Genomic DNA, 17,675 nt, shown 5'->3' with positions numbered 1-17,675 from the left:
CGATGTCATTGCATCGACGGCTCCCCGGAGGCATGCATCTCGAATGCCTCATTTCACATCTCGCTTTCTCGACTCGACTCCCGGAGACCCGCTCCAGGACACGCGCTCGCGCCAGGTCCTCGGCGCGCTCTGGTCGAAGGTGCAGCCGACCCCCGTGTCGGCGCCGCGACTGGTGGCGTACGCCCAGGAGGTGGTGGACCTGCTCGGCCTGGACGAGCAGACCCTGCGCTCCGCCGAGTTCGTCCAGGTGCTCGGGGGCAACGCGCTGTGGCCGGGCATGGTGCCCTACGCGGCCAACTACGGGGGCCATCAGTTCGGCAACTGGGCGGGGCAGCTCGGCGACGGGCGCGCCATCGTGTTGGGGGAATTGCTCGCCCCCAACGGCACGCGGTACGAGCTACAGCTCAAGGGCGCGGGTCGGACACCTTCTTCCCGCCGAGCCGATGGACGTGCGGTGCTGCGCTCCTCCATCCGCGAGTTCCTCTGCAGCGAGGCCATGCACCACCTGGGCGTGCCCACCACCCGCGCCCTCTCCCTGGTCACCACCGGCGAGCCCGTCGTCCGCGACATGTTTTACGACGGCAACCCCGCCCCCGAGCCCGGCGCCATCGTCTGCCGCGTCGCTCCGAGCTTCCTGCGCTTCGGCAACTTCGAGCTCTGCACCAGCCGCGATGACCTGGGGCTGCTCAAGCAACTGGCCGACTACACCCTGAAGCACTTCTTCCCCGAGCTCGGTGAGCCCTCGAAGGAGACCTACTCCGCCTTCTTCCGCGAGGTGGCGCGACGCACCGCCAGACTCATCGCGCATTGGCAGGCGGTGGGCTTCGTGCACGGAGTGATGAACACCGACAACATGTCCATCCTCGGCCTCACCATCGACTACGGGCCCTACGGGTGGGTGGACAACTTCGACCCCGGATGGACGCCCAACACCACCGACGCCGACATGCGCCGCTACCGCTTCGGCAACCAGCCCGCCATCGGCCTGTGGAACGTCGAACGGCTGGGTGTCGCGCTCTTCCCACTCCTCGAGGATGAAGCGCTGCTCGCGGATGGGTTGGCCGAGTACCAGCAGACCTTCATGGCCGAGATGTCACAGCGGTTCGCGGCGAAACTCGGGTTGTCTTCCCTCGCGGACGAGGCCGATGTCGCGCTGGTGAACGGCTGCTTCGAGTGGCTGGCCGCGTACGAGACGGACATGACCCTCTTCTTCCGCGGGCTGTCCCAGGTGGTCACCGCGTCGACGGCTCCCCGCGAGCTACCGCGGGTGGTGCGCGACGCCTTCTACGGGGAGGCACCGGAGGCGCACGTCGCCAAGGGTCTCGCGTGGCTGACCACCTGGTGGCAGCGCACCAGACGCGAAGAGGTGCCGCCCGAGACACTCGCACGCCAGATGGACGCGGTGAATCCGAAGTACGTCTTGCGCAACTGGCTCGCACAGCAGGCCATTGACGCCGCACACAATGGCGATGACACCGAGGTGCATACGCTGCTCGAGGTGATGCGCCGCCCCTTCGATGAGCAACCGGGGCGCGAGGCCTACGCGGCGAAACGGCCAGAGTGGGCGCGCTCGAAGCCCGGATGCTCGGCGCTCTCGTGCAGCTCGTGACGTGGGGCGGCAGCGGTCACTCGGACTTCCTGCCCGAGTGACCCCGCCGGGCCAGCTCGATGCGGGCGATGACCCCCTTGTGCACCTCGTCCGGCCCGTCGGCGATGCGCAGGGAGCGTGCCTGGGCGAAGAAGCCGGCGAGCGGACCGTCGTCGCGCGAGACGCCCGCCCCGCCGTGAATCTGGATGGCGTCGTCCACCACCTTCTGGAGCACGTTGGGTGCCACGACCTTGATCGCGGAGATCTCGGTCATCGCGCCCAGGGCGCCCACCTCGTCGAGCTTCCATGCCGCGTAGAGCGTGAGCAGCCGTGCCTGGTCGATGGCGATGCGCGCCTCGGCGACGCGCTCGCGGTTGCCGCCGAGGTTGATGAGCGGCTTGCCGAAGGCCGTGCGCGCCATGCCCCGGTCGATCATCAGATCGAGAGCCTGCTCCGCCGCGCCGATGCAGCGCATGCAGTGGTGGATTCGCCCGGGCCCGAGGCGACCCTGGGCGATCTCGAAGCCCCGGCCCGGGCCCCCGATCATGTTGGAGAGCGGCACGCGCACGTTCTCGAAGTGCACCTCGCCGTGGCCGTGGGGTGCGTCGTACTCGCCGTACACCGGGAGCATGCGCTTGATCTCCACGCCGGGCGCATCCAGTGGGACGAGTACCATTGAATGCTGGTGGTGTCGGTCGGCCGCGGGGTCGGCGGTACGGGCCATGAAGATGGCCACCTTCGCGCGCGGGTGCCCCAGTCCACTGGACCACCACTTCTTGCCGTTGAGGACCACGGTGTCCCCCTCGACCACGGCCGTGGCCTGCATGTTGGTGGCATCCGAGGAGGCCACGTCCGGCTCCGTCATGCAGAACACCGAGCGGATCTCCCCGGCGAGCAGCGGCACGAGCCAGCGCTCCTGCTGCTCCGGCGAGCCATAGCGGTAGAGCACCTCCATGTTGCCGGTGTCCGGGGCGTTGCAGTTGAAGACCTCGGGCGCGATGAAGCTGCGCCCCATCTCCTCGGCGAGGGGGGCGTATTCGAGCGTGGAGAGGCCCGCGCCCAGCTTCGCGTCCGGGAGGAAGAGGTTCCACAGCCCCTCCGCGCGGGCGCGCGCCTTGAGTTCCTCCATTACCGGCGGCACGCTCCAGCCACGCCAGTCGCCGTGGTGCCCGGCCTGCATCTGCCGGGCGTAGACCGCCTCGGCGGGCGCGACGTGCTCGCGCATGAAGCGCTGCACGCGCTCGCGGTAGTCCTTGGAACGGGCGGTCGGCTCGAAGTTCATGGGGGGATGATGCGACCGGTCCCATTGATGAAGCCAGTGAAGATTGCCGAGGAGTCGTCGATGCGAAACGCGTTCATCATCATCCTGACGCTCAGCTTCATTCCGCTCAGCGTCTCCGCCGGTCCGAAGGCCCCCTCCCGCCCTCCTCCAAGACCGGCTTCGCCGGTGCCTGACGACCGGTGGGTCTGGATGCCCGGTGGAGCCTTCACGTTCGGTTGTGAGCCGCGGTCGGCGTGCGAGAAGGCGCGCGGGAAACGGGGAGTACGGGCGAAGGTGGCCGGTTTCTGGATGATGCGCGACCGGACGAGCGTCTCCGAGTACGAAGCCTGCGTCTCCGCCGGGCAGTGCTCGGAGCCAGACCAGCGACCCGAAAGCACGTGGCACCAGCGAGCGTCGCAGCCCACCTTGCCCGTCGACCACGTGGATTACGAGCAGGCCCGCCGATTCTGCGCCTGGGCGGGAGGGCGGCTGCCGACGGAGATGGAATGGGAGTACGCGGCCGACTCCGGACACGACATGAACCGGGGCATCGAAGCAGCGCCGGGAGCCGGTGAGTGGGTTCTCTGGTCCGGCAAGAGCAAGAACCCCGGTTACGAAGCGGTGAGAGGCGGGCTTCCCGACCTGGAACCCATCTGGCCCTCGGACCACGGAGACGCTAGCGCCCTATCTGGTGGCGCGCGGCACCGTCCTGAAGGTGCGGACACGCAAGTTCACTTGACGGATCGCGCGAGGAAAGGCGCGGTGCGACTCTCCGACGATCTGGAGACCTCTTCGGGTATTCCGGCGGCAACCACCCTTCCCCCCTCGTCACCGGCACCCGGACCGATATCGATGACCCAGTCGCTCTGCGCGACGACGCGCATGTCGTGCTCGACGAGGATGACGGTGTTGCCCTGCTCGATCAGCCCATTGAGCTGCGCCAGGAGCTTCTCGACGTCCGCGGGATGCAGTCCCGTCGTGGGCTCATCCAGGATGTAGAGCGTGTTGCCGCGCTGCACCCGTTGCAGCTCCGTCGCGAGTTTGATCCGCTGGGCCTCGCCACCGGAGAGCTCGGTCGCGGGCTGGCCCAGTCGCAGATAGCCGAGGCCGACTTCTCGCAAGACCCCCAAGGAACGACGCAGGTGCGGCTCGTCGGCGAAGAACGCGTACGCCCCATCCACCGTCAGCCCCAACACGTCGGCGATGTTCTTGTCCTTGTATTGGATTTCCAGTGTCTTCGCGTTGTAGCGGGCACCGTGGCACGTGGGACAGGGAGCGAAGACATCGGGAAGGAAGATCAGCTCGACGCTGACGAAGCCCTCGCCTTCGCAGGTCTCGCAGCGCCCCTTGGCGACGTTGAACGAGAACCGCCCCGCGTCGTAGCGACGGGCGCGTGCGGCCTTGGTCGCGGCGAAGAGCTTTCGAACGGTGTCGAAGAGTCCCGTGTACGTCGCCAGGTTGGAGCGCGGTGTACGGCCAATCGGCTTCTGATCGACACGCACCAACCGCGTGACGCCTTCCATCCCAGCCGTGATGTGCCCTCCGACGGTGAGGGTGGGCGTGCGCTCCAGTTCCTCACCCTCCTCCTCCTCCGAGGCAAATGGGTGGCCCAGTTGCTTCGACACCAGTTCCACCAGCACCTGACTCACGAGGCTCGACTTGCCCGAGCCCGAGACCCCGGTGACGGTCGTGAACACGCCCAGCGGAAAGTCGACGTCGAGCTCGTGCAGGTTGTTGCGGCTGACGCCTTCCAGGCGAAGCCAGCCTCTGGGCGAGCGGGGTGCCCGTCTCGGCGCCTCGTCGTGTTCGAGGAGATAGCGGCGAGTCTGGGACTCCTCCACGCGCTCGAGCCCTTCGGGCGGACCGCTGTAGAGCACGTGTCCGCCCTGCTCGCCCGCCGCCGGTCCGACATCGACAATCCAGTCAGCCTCGCGAATCACCTCGACTTCGTGCTCGATCACGAAGAGTGAATTGCCGGCGCTCTTCAATTGTTCGAGCGCCGCGAGGAGCGCCTCGGTGTCCGCCGGATGGAGCCCCGCGGAGGGCTCGTCCAGCACGTACACCACGCCGAACAGATTGGAGCGTATCTGGGTGGCGAGCCGCAGACGCTGGAGCTCTCCTGGAGAGAGGGTCGGGGTGCTGCGCTCGAGCGAGAGATAGCCAAGCCCGAGCTCGGTCAGAACCTTGATCCGCCCCAAGAGGTCCCTGGCGAACCGTTCGGCGACGAGCGCTTTCTCCGGATGCTCCCGCCTCAACTTCGCCACCCCAGGTGCCGTTCCCTCCGACGTGGGGCGCAGTACCTCGGCGACGCGAGTCAGCGGCAGTCTCGAGAGCTCGCCGATGTCGAGGCTCGCGAAGGTCACGGAGAGCGCCTCGCGACGAAGCCGCTTGCCCTCGCACATCGGGCATTCCGTGCTCAAGAGGTGCCGCGACACCCGCTTCTTGATCGACGCGCTCTCCGTGGTGGCGAAGGCTTGCAACACATACCGGCGGGCACTCGTGAACGTCCCCATGTAGCTGGGAGGCTCCTTGCGTTTGAGTGCCTGACGAACTTCAGCGGGGGTGAAGCCGGCATAGACCGGGACGGTGGGCTGCTCCTCCGTGAAGAGAATCCAGTTTCGATCCTTCTGGGAGAGTTCGCGCCAGGGACGATCGACGTCGTAACCCAGCGTGACGAGGATGTCGCGAAGGTTCTGGCCATGCCACGCCGGGGGCCACGCGGCAATTGCCCGTTCGCGAATGGTGAGCGAGTCATCCGGCACCAGCGAGCGTTCCGTCACCTCGTAGATCCGGCCGAGCCCATGGCACCGCGGACAGGCCCCCGCTGGCGTGTTGGGCGAGAACGCTTCCGCTTCGAGATGCGGTTGGTGGGGCGGATAGTTTCCGGCGCGCGAGTAGAGCAGGCGAAGGGAGTTCGACACCGTGGTGACGCTGCCCACGGAGGAGCGGGTCGTTGGCGAGCCACGCTGCTGCTGGAGGGCCACCGCCGGGGGCAGACCCTCGATGGAATCGACCTCGGGCACGCCCACTTGATCAATCAGGCGCCTCGCATAGGGGGCCACGGACTCGAAATAGCGCCGCTGCGCCTCCGCGTAGAGCGTCCCGAACGCGAGCGACGACTTACCCGAGCCAGACACGCCCGTGAACACGACCAGGGCATCGCGTGGGATGTCGACGTCGACGTTCTTGAGATTGTGCTCGCGGGCGCCACGCACCTTGACGACCCCCGGTACTCCGCCGAGAGAGGTGCCCTTGGAATGGTCTCTGTTGCGTTTGGGCATGGGAGGCTCGGTTACAATCCGGCTGGCGGAGTGATTTCCACTTCCGACTTCTGCTCGCCCGGCGGCGCGCGCTGCGCGAGGAGCGCACCCGCGAGGATGAGCGCGCCCCCGGCGAGCGTGCTCGCGCGCAGCGGTTCGTCGAGCACCAGGAACGCCAGCAGCACCGTCCAGAGCGGCTCGGTGGTCGCGAGGACGCTGGTGCGCGCCGCGCCGATGCGGCGGATGGCCATGAACAGCAGCGGCACGGCGAGCAAGGTGGGGAAGAGGGCCGTCGCGGCGACCACCCCCCACGCGGCGGCACCAGCGGGCACCCCGAGCGTGCCCGTCAGCGCGCCCATGACGCCGAACCCGATGGCCGAGGAGAAGGTGAGCCAGGCCGTCGCGGCGAGCGGCGGGTAGTGCAGGTAGCGCTCGCTGAACAGCAGGTACGCGCCGTAGAGGGCACCGGTCAGCACCCCGAAGCCCAGCCCGAGTACATCGCGGTCACCAGCGCCAGGGAGGCCCACCACGAGCCCCAGCCCGATGGCGGTGAGGGCCACCGCGACGAGCTGCGCCCCATGGGGCCTGCGCCCCAGCAGCCACACGTACAGCACGACGAACGCGGGGGCGAGGTAGAGCAGCAGCCCGGTGGCTCCCGCGGAGATCCGCGCCAGCGCCAGGAAGTAGCAGGTGGTGGCGAGCGTGTAGAGGCCCCCATTCGCCACCATCACCCACCGGTCCCGCCGGGTGAAGGGCCCGCGCGCCGCGCCGGAGCCAAACAAGACGAGCGCCACCAGGGCGAACCGCCACGGCAGCAGCGTGTACGTCGGGAGGTGAAGCTGCTGCGCGAGCTTCCCCCACACGGCGAGCGAGCTGAACGCCAGGGCGGAGGCAAGTGCGAGCAGTGTCCCGGCGGCGGGCGAGCGGGATGCGGTCACGGCGGAGCGGTCCTTTCGTGCCTTGGCTTCGCTCTACCAGTACGGCGACCCCAGGCGCTCCAGATTTTGCGCGGGGCCCGCCTCGGGGATAGGGAGAGTGTCCTCTATGTCCGTGACCGCCGAGCTACTTGAAACCGTCCGGGGGGAAGCGCGCCCGGACACCTGGTCCGCCGGGATGGCCCTGGCTCGCGCGGGTGCCGTCTCGGTGCAGTCCGTCGGTGAGGAAGAGGCCGTACTGCGGGTGCGCGCCACCGGCAGACCCGCCCCGCTGACCACCGTGCTCTACCCGGAGGACGATGTCTGGGAGTGTGACTGCCGCGGCCGCGTGGACCCCTGCGAGCACGTGGTGGCGGCGGCCATCATGCTCCACCACTCAGTGACCCAGCGCGCACCCGCCCAGCGCGCACCCTTGGCACAGCGCGCTCCCGCGACCCAGGCCGGCCCGCGCCCGGGTACCGCGCCGAAGCCGGAGCGCATGGTTTACCGGTTCAAGCGCGTGGAGGGGGGACTTCAGCTCGAACGTCTGCTGGTACGTCCGGATAACACCGCGCGGCTCCTGGCGCGCAGCCTGGCGTCGGTGCTGGCCAACCCCGTGGAGGCGGCCCGGATCCAGGTGGAGCCGTGCGACCTGCTCGCGGACAAGCTGCTGGCACGGCCCACCAGGGGCGCGCTTCCGCCCGAGCGGCTCGACGCGCTCCTGCGCGTGCTGGAGCCCGCGCGCACCGTGCTCTTCGACGGCGTGCTCGTGTCCGTCTCGAGCGAGCCCCTCCTTCCGCGCGTCACCGTGGAGGATCGCGGCGAGCAGACGGTGCTCAAGGTGGAGAGGGACCCGCGCGTCACCGAGGTAGTGAGCCCCGGGGTGGCGGTGAGCGGGGGCACGCTCTGCCGGCTCGGCGAGCAGACCCTCACCGGTGCGTGGCTGGAGAAGCTGCCACAGGAGCGCGTCTTCTCGCCCGATCAGATGGGGGACCTCACCGGAAAGGTGCTGCCGGACTTCGCGCGACGCATGCCGGTGGACGTGAAGAGCCAGCGGCTGCCGCCCATCGACCGCGCGCTCAAGCCGCGCATCTCCGTGGAGCTCAACCAGCTGGACTCCGGCCTCTCGGTGCTGCCCACGTTGGTGTACGGCTCGCCGCCCTCGGTACGCATCGACAACGGGCGCATGGTGTACCTGAAGGGTGCGGTGCCCGTACGCGACGAGGCCGCCGAGCAGAAGCTCATCCACCAGCTGCGCGACGAGCTGAACATGGTGCCCGGCCGGCGCGTGACGGTGCAAGGACAGGAGGCGGTGCAGCTCGCCGACAAGCTGCGGCGCTGGCGTGGCGGCCTCACCGGAGACGCGGCGCGCGTGGTGAGCCCCCACGTGCAGTTGCGCCCCACGCTCACGGTGGACGCGGGCGCCACGGAGGCGGGCGTGCCGCGGGTGGGCTTCTCGCTCGACTTCCAGGTGGAGGGGACGGAACCGGGCGTGCCGCGCTCGGTGGACGCGGGCGCGGTGATGCGCGCCTGGGAGGAAGGGCTCGGGCTGGTGCCGCTGGAGGGCGGCGGATGGGCGCCACTGCCCACCGCCTGGCTGAAGACGCACGGCCAGCGCGTGGCGGACCTGCTGGCCGCGCGCGGGACGGACGGGCGGCTCGCCAACCACGCCATTCCGCAGCTCACCGGACTGTGCGACGCGCTGGAGCACCCTGCCCCGCCCGGGCTCGAGCGGCTGGCGCCCCTGGTACAGGGCTTCGAGAAGCTACCGGAGGTGCGGCTGCCGGAGGACCTCACCGCGACGCCGCGCCCCTACCAGCTCCAGGGCGTCAGCTGGCTCACATTCCTGAGACAGGCGGGCCTCGGCGGGGTGCTCGCGGACGACATGGGTCTCGGCAAGACGCTCCAGACCATTTGTACGCTGGGGCCGGGCACGCTGGTGGTGGCCCCCACGAGCGTGCTTCCCAACTGGGAGGCGGAGCTGAAGCGCTTCCGTCCCTCGCTGAAGGTCTCCGTCTACCACGGCCCCGGCCGCGCCCTGGACGAGACGGCCGATGTGACGCTCACCACCTACGCGCTGCTGCGCCTGGACGCGGAGGTCCTCGGGGCCAAGACATGGGACACGGTGGTGCTGGACGAGGCCCAGGCCATCAAGAATCCGGACAGCCAGGTGGCGCGCGCGGCGTACGGGCTCCAGGCCTCCTTCCGACTGGCCTTGAGCGGCACCCCCATCGAGAACCGGCTCGAGGAGCTCTGGAGCCTGATGCACTTCACCAACCGGGGGCTGCTCGGGGGGCGCAAGGAGTTCGAGGAGCGGTGGGCGCGGCCCGTATCGGACAACCAGAAGGGAGCGGCCGAGCAGCTGCGCGCGCGCATCCGCCCCTTCGTGCTGCGCAGGCTCAAGCGGGACGTGGCGCCCGAGCTCCCGCCACGCACCGAGGCCGTGCGGCACGTCACCCTCTCCGAGCGGGAGCGCGCCGTCTATGACGCGGTGTATGCCGCCACGCGCGAGGAGGTGGTGTCCCAGCTCGAGGAGGGCGGCAGCGTGCTGAAGGCCCTGGAGGCGCTGCTGCGGCTGCGTCAGGCGGCCTGCCACCCCGCCCTCGTGCCGGGACAGCAGGCGCAGACGTCCTCCAAGGTGCAGGCGCTGCTCGAGGCGCTCGGCACGGCGGTGGAGGACGGGCACAAGGCGCTCGTCTTCTCGCAGTGGACGTCCATGCTGGACCTCATCGAGCCGGCGCTGAAGGAGGCGGGGATCGGCTTCATCCGGCTGGATGGCGGCACGAGCAACCGCGGCGCCGTGGCCGCGTCGTTCCAGGACCCGAACGGCCCCCCCGTGATGCTCATTTCACTCAAGGCGGGGGCCACGGGGCTCAACCTCACGGCGGCGGACCACGTCTTCCTCGTGGACCCGTGGTGGAACCCGTCCGTGGAGGCGCAGGCCGCGGACCGCGCGCACCGCATCGGCCAGCAGCGGCCGGTGATGGTGTACCGGCTGGTGTCGCGGGGCACGGTGGAGGAGAAGATCCTCACCCTCCAGGAGAAGAAGCGCGCGCTCTTCGAGTCCGCGCTGGGCGGCGCCTCCGGGGCCGCTGCCATCACGCGCGCCGACCTCATGCAGCTGCTCGACTGACCGGGAGGGGCCCGACATCCTCTCGGGCCATGTCCCTCCAGTGCCCTCGCTACTTGCGCTTGCCGCGCATCCTCGGCGGCGGATTCTCCGCCAGGAAGGTGTTGGACGGCTTGCCGGCCTTGTGGACCTTCTTGGTGGCTTCGGGCTTCGCCTTGGTAGCCGCGGGCTTCGCTTCCGCGCTCGTGGCCTTCTTCGTCGTGCTCTTCTTGTCGTCGGTCGGCATGGTGTCCTGAGGCGTGATGAAGGCGGCCACCGTAGCGCACCTGGCGATCCTCTTCTGGTGGAAGGGCCGGGCTCTGTTGCTTTTCCGAAGGGCGAAGCGCCGGCACCATGGCCCGGCGCCTCCACCCGACTCCTTGCCTGTTACCTCAACACCCGCCTGCTACTGACAGGCGATGCCCGGCAGGCCGCGGTACGCCCCCTGCGAGGTCCACATCGAATAGGGCGTCCCGCAGGAACCGCCGTACGGGTCATCAATGCCGTAGTTGGGCACCCAGTACTCGAAGTGCAGGTGCGGCCCCGTGGAGGCACCGGACGAGCCCGCCCGCGCGATCCAGTAAGAGCAGGCAACGGAGGTGTTCCTGGCGAACTGCTGCGTGTACTTCATCAGGTGCCAGTACTTGGTCTTGGTGCCATCCGCGTGCCGCATGATGATGTAGTTGGCCGTGTAGAGGCCGCAGGCGGCGTACGGGTTGGCTTGATCCCAGTAGTTGCACCGGTCGTAGTAACCATCCGCCGTGGACTCGATGACGCCAGCGGCGGCGTTCATGACCCAGACGCCGTAGTCCATCTTGCTGAACCCGCCGTTCAAGGCGTAGTCCGTACCCGTGTGGCCGCTGTAGCGCACGCTCCCACAAGCGTAGTCCCTGCCACCGTAATCCTTGTACGCGCTCACGAAGCAGCCACCGTTGCCGCACTGGTCCGCGAGCTGCGACATGGGGAAGCGGAACTTCACCGTCTGCGCCGAGGAGACCGCCGGAATGGCCAGCAGCGCGAAGAGCAGCGTCGTGGCGAGCTTCTTCATCATGGTCATCACTGCGCACCTCCCAGATCCGGAGCCGCCTGGCCCGTCCGCACGTTGATCTTCCAGAACTCGCCGCCGCCCGCGTTGTAGCGAAGCACGTCGTCGTTCAACCACTCCATGTGGTGACTCGAAACGGGCGGGGGGATGAAAGTCGCCGGAGCGCCCCCGAACAGCATGTAGTTCTCCAGCCCGACGTTGGTGAGCTGCTTGGACTCCCCGCCCTCCACCGTCGTGACGTAGAACGACGCCACGCTGGTCCGGGCCGACACGAAGACCACCGTCTTGCCATCCGGGGAGATCGTGGGCGTCGCGTCGATTCCGGGCCCATCCGCCAGCACCTTCACGCGACCGTTCAGGTCGATGATGCCCACGGACGTCTCGTGCCCCTCGTCGTTGCTCATCAGCGTGGCCACGAGCGCGTCACCCTTGGCCGTCGGGAACAGATCTCCGCCCACCTTCTGGGCCAGCAGCCGCTCGCGACCGTTGGGCTCGCGCAGGCGCAGGTTGCCCTCTCCGTCCAGCAGCGCCACGCTCGGACCCACCGCGCGCGCCTCACGGTACTTGAACTCGCGAGCCACCACGCGCACCGCGCCGGTCGGCTCGTCGTACTGAACGATGGCAAGCAGTGGCACGTCGTCCGTCGCCTGCGGCTGCTCCGGGATCTCGGCGAGGACACCCGCCATCATGTTGCGACCCTGACCGAAGAGGTGGACGAACCGGGCCTTGGGCCCGAACTCCTTCGCGACGGCGGGGACGATGCGCTCACGCGCCTTGTCGATACGGCGGCGATCCGCCGGGTTCATGCGCTCCGCCGCCATGGCGCTGGTGGCTGCCAGCGTCAACGCCGCGATGGACAAAACGAGTTTTTTCATCTGACACCAGGGGAGGGGGGAATGTGCTGCGAGTGATTGATTACCTGATTTCCAAGAATTATCAACAATTCTTTTGAAAACCAATCAATCGGTTTGTTCCCCTCCCGCTGATGCCACCGCGGGAGCTAGTGCTCGTGCTTGCAATGGCCGAGGAAGCGGACCAGTTCCGTGTGGAACCACTGGGGCGAGTCCAACATCGGCCAATGACTCGCGTTCGGCAGCACGGAGTGGGTCAGCGAGGGTCGCTGGGCCACCAGCGTTTCCGGGCCGGTGTCGGCCACCAGCGCGTGGGTGGGTCCCTTGAAGCGCTCGAAGGCCTCGTCCGGGTTGTAGCCGACGAGCGACTCCATGTTTCCGGCGATGGCCTCTCGCCGTGAGGTGCGCAGCGACTTCATCACCAGGGCGCGCGTGTGCTCCTTCGCCTTGAGGAGGAGCGGCACGAGCCAGTGCTCGTGGAAGCCGCCATACTTCGCCTCGCTGAAGTTCTCGAGCCAGGCGTCCACATCGGACTTCGGCAGACGGCGCAGGTCTCCCACCGGCTCGACATAGAGGAGCCCGGCGAGCCGCTCGGGATAGTACGAGGCGAAGGCCCCGGCCACCGCCCCCCCGAAGCCGTGGCCCACCAGGACGAACTTCTCGGGCAGCAGCGCGTCGGCAACGGCGGCGACATCCTCCACCGCGGCCTCCACGCCGAAGGGGCCATGGCCGCCACCGCTCTCGCCCAGCCCGCGCAGGTCGAAGGCAACGCTGCGGGTCGCGAGGCCGTGCTGCGTCTCGGCCCAGTGCGTCCGATCGCCAGAGATTTCGTGCACGAAGAGGAGGGGGATGCCGCCGTCGCCTTCGACTGTCGCCATCAGGCGCCCAGCGACTCCGGGTACGGTCACCGTCTTCGGTTCCTTGTGTTTCATTGTCTTGGCTCCCGGCCCCGGTACAGGCCAGGGCCATCTTCCAAGTCTGCCCTACTTACGCGCCGTCCACGTCGAGCAGTGCCGCGAGGAATAGCGCATAGGTCAACTCGGCGACGGGCCGCTTCTCGCGGCGGGCCTGGGTGCGCAGCGCCTTCGGCAGCGAACAGGGCTTGCCGTGCTCCCCCTCGCGCATCCGCACATAGCCCCGCTCCGAGAACCCGAGCACCTGCCACCCCCGCTCGCGGAGCGCCTGGCTGAGGTCGTCGGTGAGCTGGTGGTGAACGGCCTTGGCCAGCGGGAGCAGGCCGAAGATCTCACTCGCCCAGCCCCCCTCTTCCTCGCGCCAGCCCCTCGCGCGCAGGTAGTGGGCCTTGCGCGCGAGCGACAGTCCTCCGACGTGGCGCTCGAGTTTCACGGCGGTGGGCTACGCGCTCGGCTGCTCCGGGGGCGCTACCGGGGCCACCTTCCACACCGTGCCCCCGGCCGTGTCCATGATCTCCACCCCGAGCCCCTTCAGCTCCTCGCGCACCCGATCCGCCTCGGCGAAGTTCTTCGCCTTGCGGGCGTCCGTACGCGCCTGGAGCAGCGCCTCCACCTTCGCCACGTCGATGCCGCGCTCCTTCACCGCCCGCTCGCGCCGACGCAGCAGCCAGCCCGCCGGGTCGTCCTCGAACAGGCCCAGCACCCCCGACACCTTCCGCACGTCCTCTCGGAGAGCCTGGAGCGTCCGCCCCACCTGCGCCTTGTCCTTCACCGGCGGCTTGTCCGTCAGCTCGTTCAGCTGCGCGAACAGGCCCGACAGCGCGCCCAGGGCTCCCGCCGTGTTGAAGTCGTCGTCCATCTGCGACTCGAACTCGGTGAGGAACTTGTTCGGCTCGCCGTACAGCGCGCCCTTGCCGAAGTCCTTCCCGCTCACGCGCTCGTCCACCTTGCGCAGCGTCTCGTAGAAGTACTCCATGCGCTGCTCGGCGTCCGCGAGCGCCTTGTCCGAGAAGTTCAGCGGGTGCCGGTAGTGCGTCGACAGGAAGAAGAAGCGCAGCGCCTCCGGATCCACCTGCGCCAGCGCGTCCCGCAGCCGCACCACGTTCCCGAGCGACTTGGACATCTTCGCCCCCTCGAGATCGAGGAAGCCGCAGTGCATCCAGTAGCGCGCGAACGTCTTCCCGCTCGCCCCCTCGCTCTGGGCGATCTCGTTCTCGTGGTGCGGGAAGATCAGATCCAACCCGCCTCCGTGGATGTCGAACGTCTCCCCGAGGTACCGCGCGCTCATCGCCGAGCACTCGATGTGCCAGCCCGGACGACCCTTGCCCCAGGGGCTGTCCCAGGCCAGCTCGCCCGGCTTCGCCGCCTTCCACAGCGCGAAGTCCAGCGGCTCCCGCTTCTGATCGCCCGGCTGTACCCGATCGCCCGCGCACAGATCGTCCACGTTGCGCTTCGACAGCTTCGCGTACTCCGGATAGTTCCTCACCGAGAAGTACACGTCTCCCTGCGACTCGTACGCCACGCCCCGCTCCACCAGCTTCTCGATGATGCGGAGGATCTCCGGGAGGTGATCGCTCACCTTCGGGGACACGTCCGGCTCCAGCAGGTGCAGCGCCCGCGCGTCCTCGCGGAAGATCTCCACGAAGCGCGCCGCCAGCGCCAGCGGCTCCTCGCCCGTCTCGTGCGCGGCCTTGATGATCTTGTCCTCCACGTCCGTGTAGTTGCGCACGTACGTCACCTGGAAGCCCCGGTAGCGCAGGTAGCGCACCACCGCGTCGAACGAGGTGAACGTCCTCGCGTTGCCGATGTGGACGTAGCTGTAGACCGTCGGGCCGCAGACGTAGACCCCCAGCTTGCCCGGCACCGCCGGCTCCAGGGGCTCCTTCTGCATCGTCATCGTGTTGAAGAGTCGAATCGACGCCGCGGCCACGTGCTCGAACCTCCCGCTGTACGGTCCAGGATTGGAACGCCGGACTCTAGGACTTCCCCACGGCCCGGACCACAAGTGCCTGACAGGACAATCAACACTGCCGCCCCTTGAGCACTCCGGTCCGTCGAAAAACGACTATCCTTCCGCTCCCCTGCCCTCTCCCCTGTCCCCCCTGGCCGTCAATCTGGGAGAATGCCCCCCATGACCCCTCCCAATCCCAAGCGCCCGCCCCGCTCGCCCCGCGCCCCGGGGGATTCGGCGTCGCGCCCGGAGCCGGAGGTGGAGCTCCCCTTCGACGATGATGAGGTCGCGCCGCTCCAGGCGGACGACCCCCGCCCCCAGCGCGTCCCCCAGTACCCCGCCGGGCCCCGCCGCCGCCCCCGCCGCGGCCCCGGAGGCGCCTCGCGCGAGAGCCGGGATCGGGAGCTTCCCACCCGCTTCGACTCCGGCGAGTACGAGGACCCCGGCCACTCCCCCGCCTTCCTCTACGTCGAGCGAGGCCCCGGCGCCGGTCAGCTGCTCCCCGTGAAGCAGGGCGTGCTCGTGTTCGGCCGCGCCTCCTCGTGCGATCTGCGCCTCCAGCACCCCTCCATCAGCCGCCGCCACGCCCAGCTCACCCGCCGCGGCGACCGGCTCTTCTTCAAGGACCTCGGCAGCCAGAACGGCTCCTACGTCAACCGCGTCCGCCCCGAAGGGGAGATCGAGCTCTACCCCGGTGATGAGCTCGCCCTCGGCAATGCGCTCCTCCGGGTGCGCGGGCCGGGCCCCACCCCCGAGCGCCCTCCCGAGGCCCCCCGCCGCTCCCCCTCCTCCGCGCTCCGCGTCCGCATGAGCTCCCGCCGCCTCATGCTGCTCGCCGTCGCCGCGGGCTCGCTCGTCGCCGTGTTCCTCACGCTCGCCGCCGTGCGGTACGTGCGCTCCAGGACGGCGCCCCCCGAGGAGCCCACCGCACAGGTCCAGGCCACCCAGCTCGTCGAGGAGCCGGAGGCCATCGCCCCCGAGGAGCAGCCGGAGCCCGCGTCCGAGACGCCGGTCGTGGCCTCGCCCGTTACGGAAGAGACGGTCATCGCCGAGCCCCCGCCCGTTGCCCCGGCTCCCGGTGGCGAGGCCCGGAGCGACTCCGGCCCGCCTCCCCTGAGTGCCCAGGCCATCGCCCAGAACGGCAAGGGCAAGGGCAAGGAGCCCGCCCCGAGGCAGCGTGAGGTGGTTGCCCAGGCGAAGTCGGGGGCCCGGAAGGTCGCCGCGAAGCCCGCTCCCGCTTCCGCCTCCGCGTCCAGTCCCGCCCCGGTCTCCAGCCTCGAGGCAGAGGCAGAGGCCCTCTCCCGGTTCGAGGCCGGCAACGTCGAGGCCGCCCTCACCCTCGCCCGCGCTGCGCGCCTCGAGTCCCTGGCGGTCCAACTCGCCCGATTCCGCGACGAGTGGAACGCCGGCAACGCCGCGCTGTCCGCTCAAGATTCCGCTTCCGCCATCCAGCACCTCTCCGCCGCGCTCGAGCTCGACCAGGAGATTTCCAAGGGCTGGAGTTCTTATGCGCCGAGGATCCGCAAGGCCCTCACGCAGGCGCAGTTGCAGGACGGCAGCAGCCGGGGAAGCGAACCGTAGGCACGGGGGAACCGGGGCTCACCCCGGTTTTCGTTCGAGGCTCCGGAGCAGCAGCGCGGCGTTTCCCAGCATGAACGTCAGCAGCACCAGGGCCACGAAGGGCACGCCCACGTCCGCTCCCGGTCGGTCGCCCTCCACCACCATCCACAGTCCGCCGCCCCTCGGCTGAACCTCCCCCAGCTCCCTCAGGAGCTTGAAGCCTTCCCGGTAGCGTCCCGCATCCTCCTCCGCCAGCAGCCGCCCCCTCACCCCGAAGGGCCTCTGGTCCGGCTGGCGTGGGGTTTTTCCCGGAGACCACTCCTCCCCCGGCAACGCCCGCCGCCGCACCAGGAAGGGTGAATCGCGCAGTCCAACCACCACGTACACGTCCTCCCCCTCGCGCCCGTACGCCCCTCGCGCCGTGGGGATTCCGTGCACCTGCACGTAGCGGTTCGACTCCAGCGCCTCGTACCGGTACGCCCCCTCCGCCCCCAACGTCAGCGGCGTCCTCGACGAGAAGAAGTACGCCAGGTCCTTCCACAACATCCCCAGCAGCACCCCGCCCACCACCATCGCCAGCACCATCACCGGCGCCCTCACCCCCACCCCACGCCCACGCAGCCCCGCCACCAGCGCCGCGATGCGCTCGTCCCGCTCCTCCTGCCGTCGCGACTCGTTGGACATGAAAAAACCCCGGCTCCCATCTTCGGGGAACCGGGGCTTTCTACCTCCGCGCCAGGGGCGCGAGGGGGTCAGGCGATGTTGAAGATCTTCTTCAGGTCCGACTCGATCTCTTCCTCGGTGCAGTCCTTGGCCAGCGACAGCTCCTTGATGAGCAGCGAGCGCGCCGTATCCAGCATCTTGCGCTCACCGAAGGACAGATCCTTGTCGCCCTTCAGCAGATACAGGTCGCGGAGAACCTCGGCGATCTCGAAGACGGAGCCCGTCTTGATCTTCTCCATGTACTCCCGGTAGCGACGATTCCACGTCGTGGAGTCGACCGAGATGTCCTTCTCGCGAAGGATGGAGTAGACCTGCTTGACATCGTCCTCGCTGATGATCTCTCGGAGGCCGACCGAGCCCACCTTGTTGATTGGGATCATGATCCGCATCCCATTCTCCAGGATGCGCAGCACGTAGAAGGACTGGCGCTGCCCGGCCACTTCGGTGTGCTCAATCCCCATCACTTCGCCAACGCCCTGCCCGGGATACACCGCTTTGT

14 protein-coding genes and 1 pseudogene are annotated in these 17,675 nt (G+C 68.9%); 4 read left to right on the top strand and 11 right to left on the bottom strand.

Annotated features, from left to right (window positions below; genetic code table 11):
* The first annotated feature begins 43 nt into the window (after positions 1-43).
* Positions 44-1,609: a protein adenylyltransferase SelO gene (locus VF794_RS25430; protein WP_331114731.1), complete on the top strand. Its 1,566-nt coding sequence runs from the start codon at positions 44-46 to the stop codon at positions 1,607-1,609.
* Positions 1,610-1,625: 16 nt separating this feature from the next.
* Here VF794_RS25430 and VF794_RS25425 read toward each other — a convergent pair whose 3' ends face one another.
* Entirely contained in the window at positions 1,626-2,870 is a 1,245-nt protein-coding gene (locus tag VF794_RS25425) for an acyl-CoA dehydrogenase family protein (RefSeq protein ID WP_331114729.1), read from the bottom strand.
* A gap of 6 nt (positions 2,871-2,876) precedes the next feature.
* Between VF794_RS25425 and VF794_RS25420 the strand changes: the two are divergent.
* Positions 2,877-3,341 (top strand): annotated as a pseudogene (locus VF794_RS25420) (formylglycine-generating enzyme family protein); the annotation flags it as partial.
* Positions 3,342-3,580: 239 nt separating this feature from the next.
* On the opposite strand, the gene uvrA reads toward VF794_RS25420, so the two are convergent.
* Both uvrA and VF794_RS25410 read right to left on the bottom strand, forming a co-directional pair.
* Positions 3,581-6,130 (bottom strand): excinuclease ABC subunit UvrA, encoded by a 2,550-nt coding sequence (uvrA, locus tag VF794_RS25415; RefSeq protein WP_331114727.1) that lies wholly within the window; start codon positions 6,128-6,130, stop codon positions 3,581-3,583.
* Between the two features lie 11 nt (positions 6,131-6,141).
* Positions 6,142-7,047: a DMT family transporter gene (locus tag VF794_RS25410; RefSeq protein ID WP_331114725.1), complete on the bottom strand. Its 906-nt coding sequence runs from the start codon at positions 7,045-7,047 to the stop codon at positions 6,142-6,144.
* Between the two features lie 106 nt (positions 7,048-7,153).
* Here VF794_RS25410 and VF794_RS25405 point away from each other — a divergent pair, with 106 nt between their 5' ends.
* The gene (locus tag VF794_RS25405) at positions 7,154-10,156 is read left to right on the top strand and encodes a DEAD/DEAH box helicase (RefSeq protein ID WP_331114723.1); all 3,003 of its coding nucleotides are present in this window, start codon (positions 7,154-7,156) and stop codon (positions 10,154-10,156) included.
* A 49-nt stretch (positions 10,157-10,205) separates the two neighbouring features.
* Here VF794_RS25405 and VF794_RS25400 read toward each other — a convergent pair whose 3' ends face one another.
* From VF794_RS25400 to cysS, 6 genes are all read right to left on the bottom strand, one after another.
* Complete coding sequence (locus VF794_RS25400) at positions 10,206-10,379, bottom strand: hypothetical protein (RefSeq protein WP_331114721.1); 174 nt, start codon at positions 10,377-10,379, stop codon at positions 10,206-10,208.
* Between the two features lie 159 nt (positions 10,380-10,538).
* A complete protein-coding gene (locus VF794_RS25395) occupies positions 10,539-11,189 on the bottom strand; it encodes a M23 family metallopeptidase (protein WP_331114719.1) in 651 nt (216 codons plus the stop codon).
* Positions 11,189-12,052 carry a hypothetical protein gene (locus VF794_RS25390; RefSeq protein ID WP_331114718.1) on the bottom strand — a complete coding sequence of 288 codons (864 nt, stop codon included), beginning with the start codon at positions 12,050-12,052 and terminating at the stop codon, positions 11,189-11,191. The genes VF794_RS25395 and VF794_RS25390 overlap by 1 nt, the downstream gene beginning before the upstream one ends.
* 125 nt (positions 12,053-12,177) lie before the next feature.
* Positions 12,178-12,906, bottom strand: coding sequence for an alpha/beta hydrolase (locus VF794_RS25385; protein WP_331114716.1), 729 nt, complete (start codon positions 12,904-12,906; stop codon positions 12,178-12,180).
* Between the two features lie 109 nt (positions 12,907-13,015).
* Positions 13,016-13,375: a hypothetical protein gene (locus tag VF794_RS25380; RefSeq protein WP_331114714.1), complete on the bottom strand. Its 360-nt coding sequence runs from the start codon at positions 13,373-13,375 to the stop codon at positions 13,016-13,018.
* Between the two features lie 9 nt (positions 13,376-13,384).
* Entirely contained in the window at positions 13,385-14,872 is a 1,488-nt protein-coding gene (gene cysS / locus VF794_RS25375) for a cysteine--tRNA ligase (protein WP_331114712.1), read from the bottom strand.
* A gap of 201 nt (positions 14,873-15,073) precedes the next feature.
* Here cysS and VF794_RS25370 point away from each other — a divergent pair, with 201 nt between their 5' ends.
* Positions 15,074-16,474 (top strand): FHA domain-containing protein, encoded by a 1,401-nt coding sequence (locus tag VF794_RS25370; RefSeq protein WP_331114710.1) that lies wholly within the window; start codon positions 15,074-15,076, stop codon positions 16,472-16,474.
* Positions 16,475-16,492: 18 nt separating this feature from the next.
* Here the strand turns inward: VF794_RS25370 and VF794_RS25365 are convergent, their stop codons facing one another.
* Positions 16,493-17,137 (bottom strand): hypothetical protein, encoded by a 645-nt coding sequence (locus tag VF794_RS25365; protein ID WP_331114709.1) that lies wholly within the window; start codon positions 17,135-17,137, stop codon positions 16,493-16,495.
* A 68-nt stretch (positions 17,138-17,205) separates the two neighbouring features.
* The coding region (locus VF794_RS25360; protein WP_331114707.1) for a CarD family transcriptional regulator at positions 17,206-17,675 on the bottom strand (470 nt) is incomplete at its 5' end.

This window comes from Archangium sp., from assembly GCF_036389735.1.
Taxonomy (GTDB): Bacteria; Myxococcota; Myxococcia; order Myxococcales; family Myxococcaceae; genus Archangium.
The sequence above is the reverse complement of the archived record's forward strand: the minus strand, read 5'-3'. Positions and strand labels throughout refer to the sequence as shown.

Excerpts from the sequence above, each read along its gene's own strand:
- VF794_RS25430 (WP_331114731.1), top strand. The coding sequence starts at position 44 with ATGCCTCATTTCACATCTCGCTTTCTCGACTCGACTCCCGGAGACCCG.
- VF794_RS25425 (WP_331114729.1), bottom strand. The coding sequence starts at position 2,870 with ATGAACTTCGAGCCGACCGCCCGTTCCAAGGACTACCGCGAGCGCGTG.
- uvrA (WP_331114727.1), bottom strand. The coding sequence starts at position 6,130 with ATGCCCAAACGCAACAGAGACCATTCCAAGGGCACCTCTCTCGGCGGA.
- VF794_RS25405 (WP_331114723.1), top strand. The coding sequence starts at position 7,154 with ATGTCCGTGACCGCCGAGCTACTTGAAACCGTCCGGGGGGAAGCGCGC.
- VF794_RS25400 (WP_331114721.1), bottom strand. The coding sequence starts at position 10,379 with ATGCCGACCGACGACAAGAAGAGCACGACGAAGAAGGCCACGAGCGCG.
- VF794_RS25395 (WP_331114719.1), bottom strand. The coding sequence starts at position 11,189 with ATGACCATGATGAAGAAGCTCGCCACGACGCTGCTCTTCGCGCTGCTG.
- VF794_RS25390 (WP_331114718.1), bottom strand. The coding sequence starts at position 12,052 with ATGAAAAAACTCGTTTTGTCCATCGCGGCGTTGACGCTGGCAGCCACC.
- VF794_RS25385 (WP_331114716.1), bottom strand. The coding sequence starts at position 12,906 with ATGGCGACAGTCGAAGGCGACGGCGGCATCCCCCTCCTCTTCGTGCAC.
- VF794_RS25370 (WP_331114710.1), top strand. The coding sequence starts at position 15,074 with ATGACCCCTCCCAATCCCAAGCGCCCGCCCCGCTCGCCCCGCGCCCCG.
- VF794_RS25365 (WP_331114709.1), bottom strand. The coding sequence starts at position 17,137 with ATGTCCAACGAGTCGCGACGGCAGGAGGAGCGGGACGAGCGCATCGCG.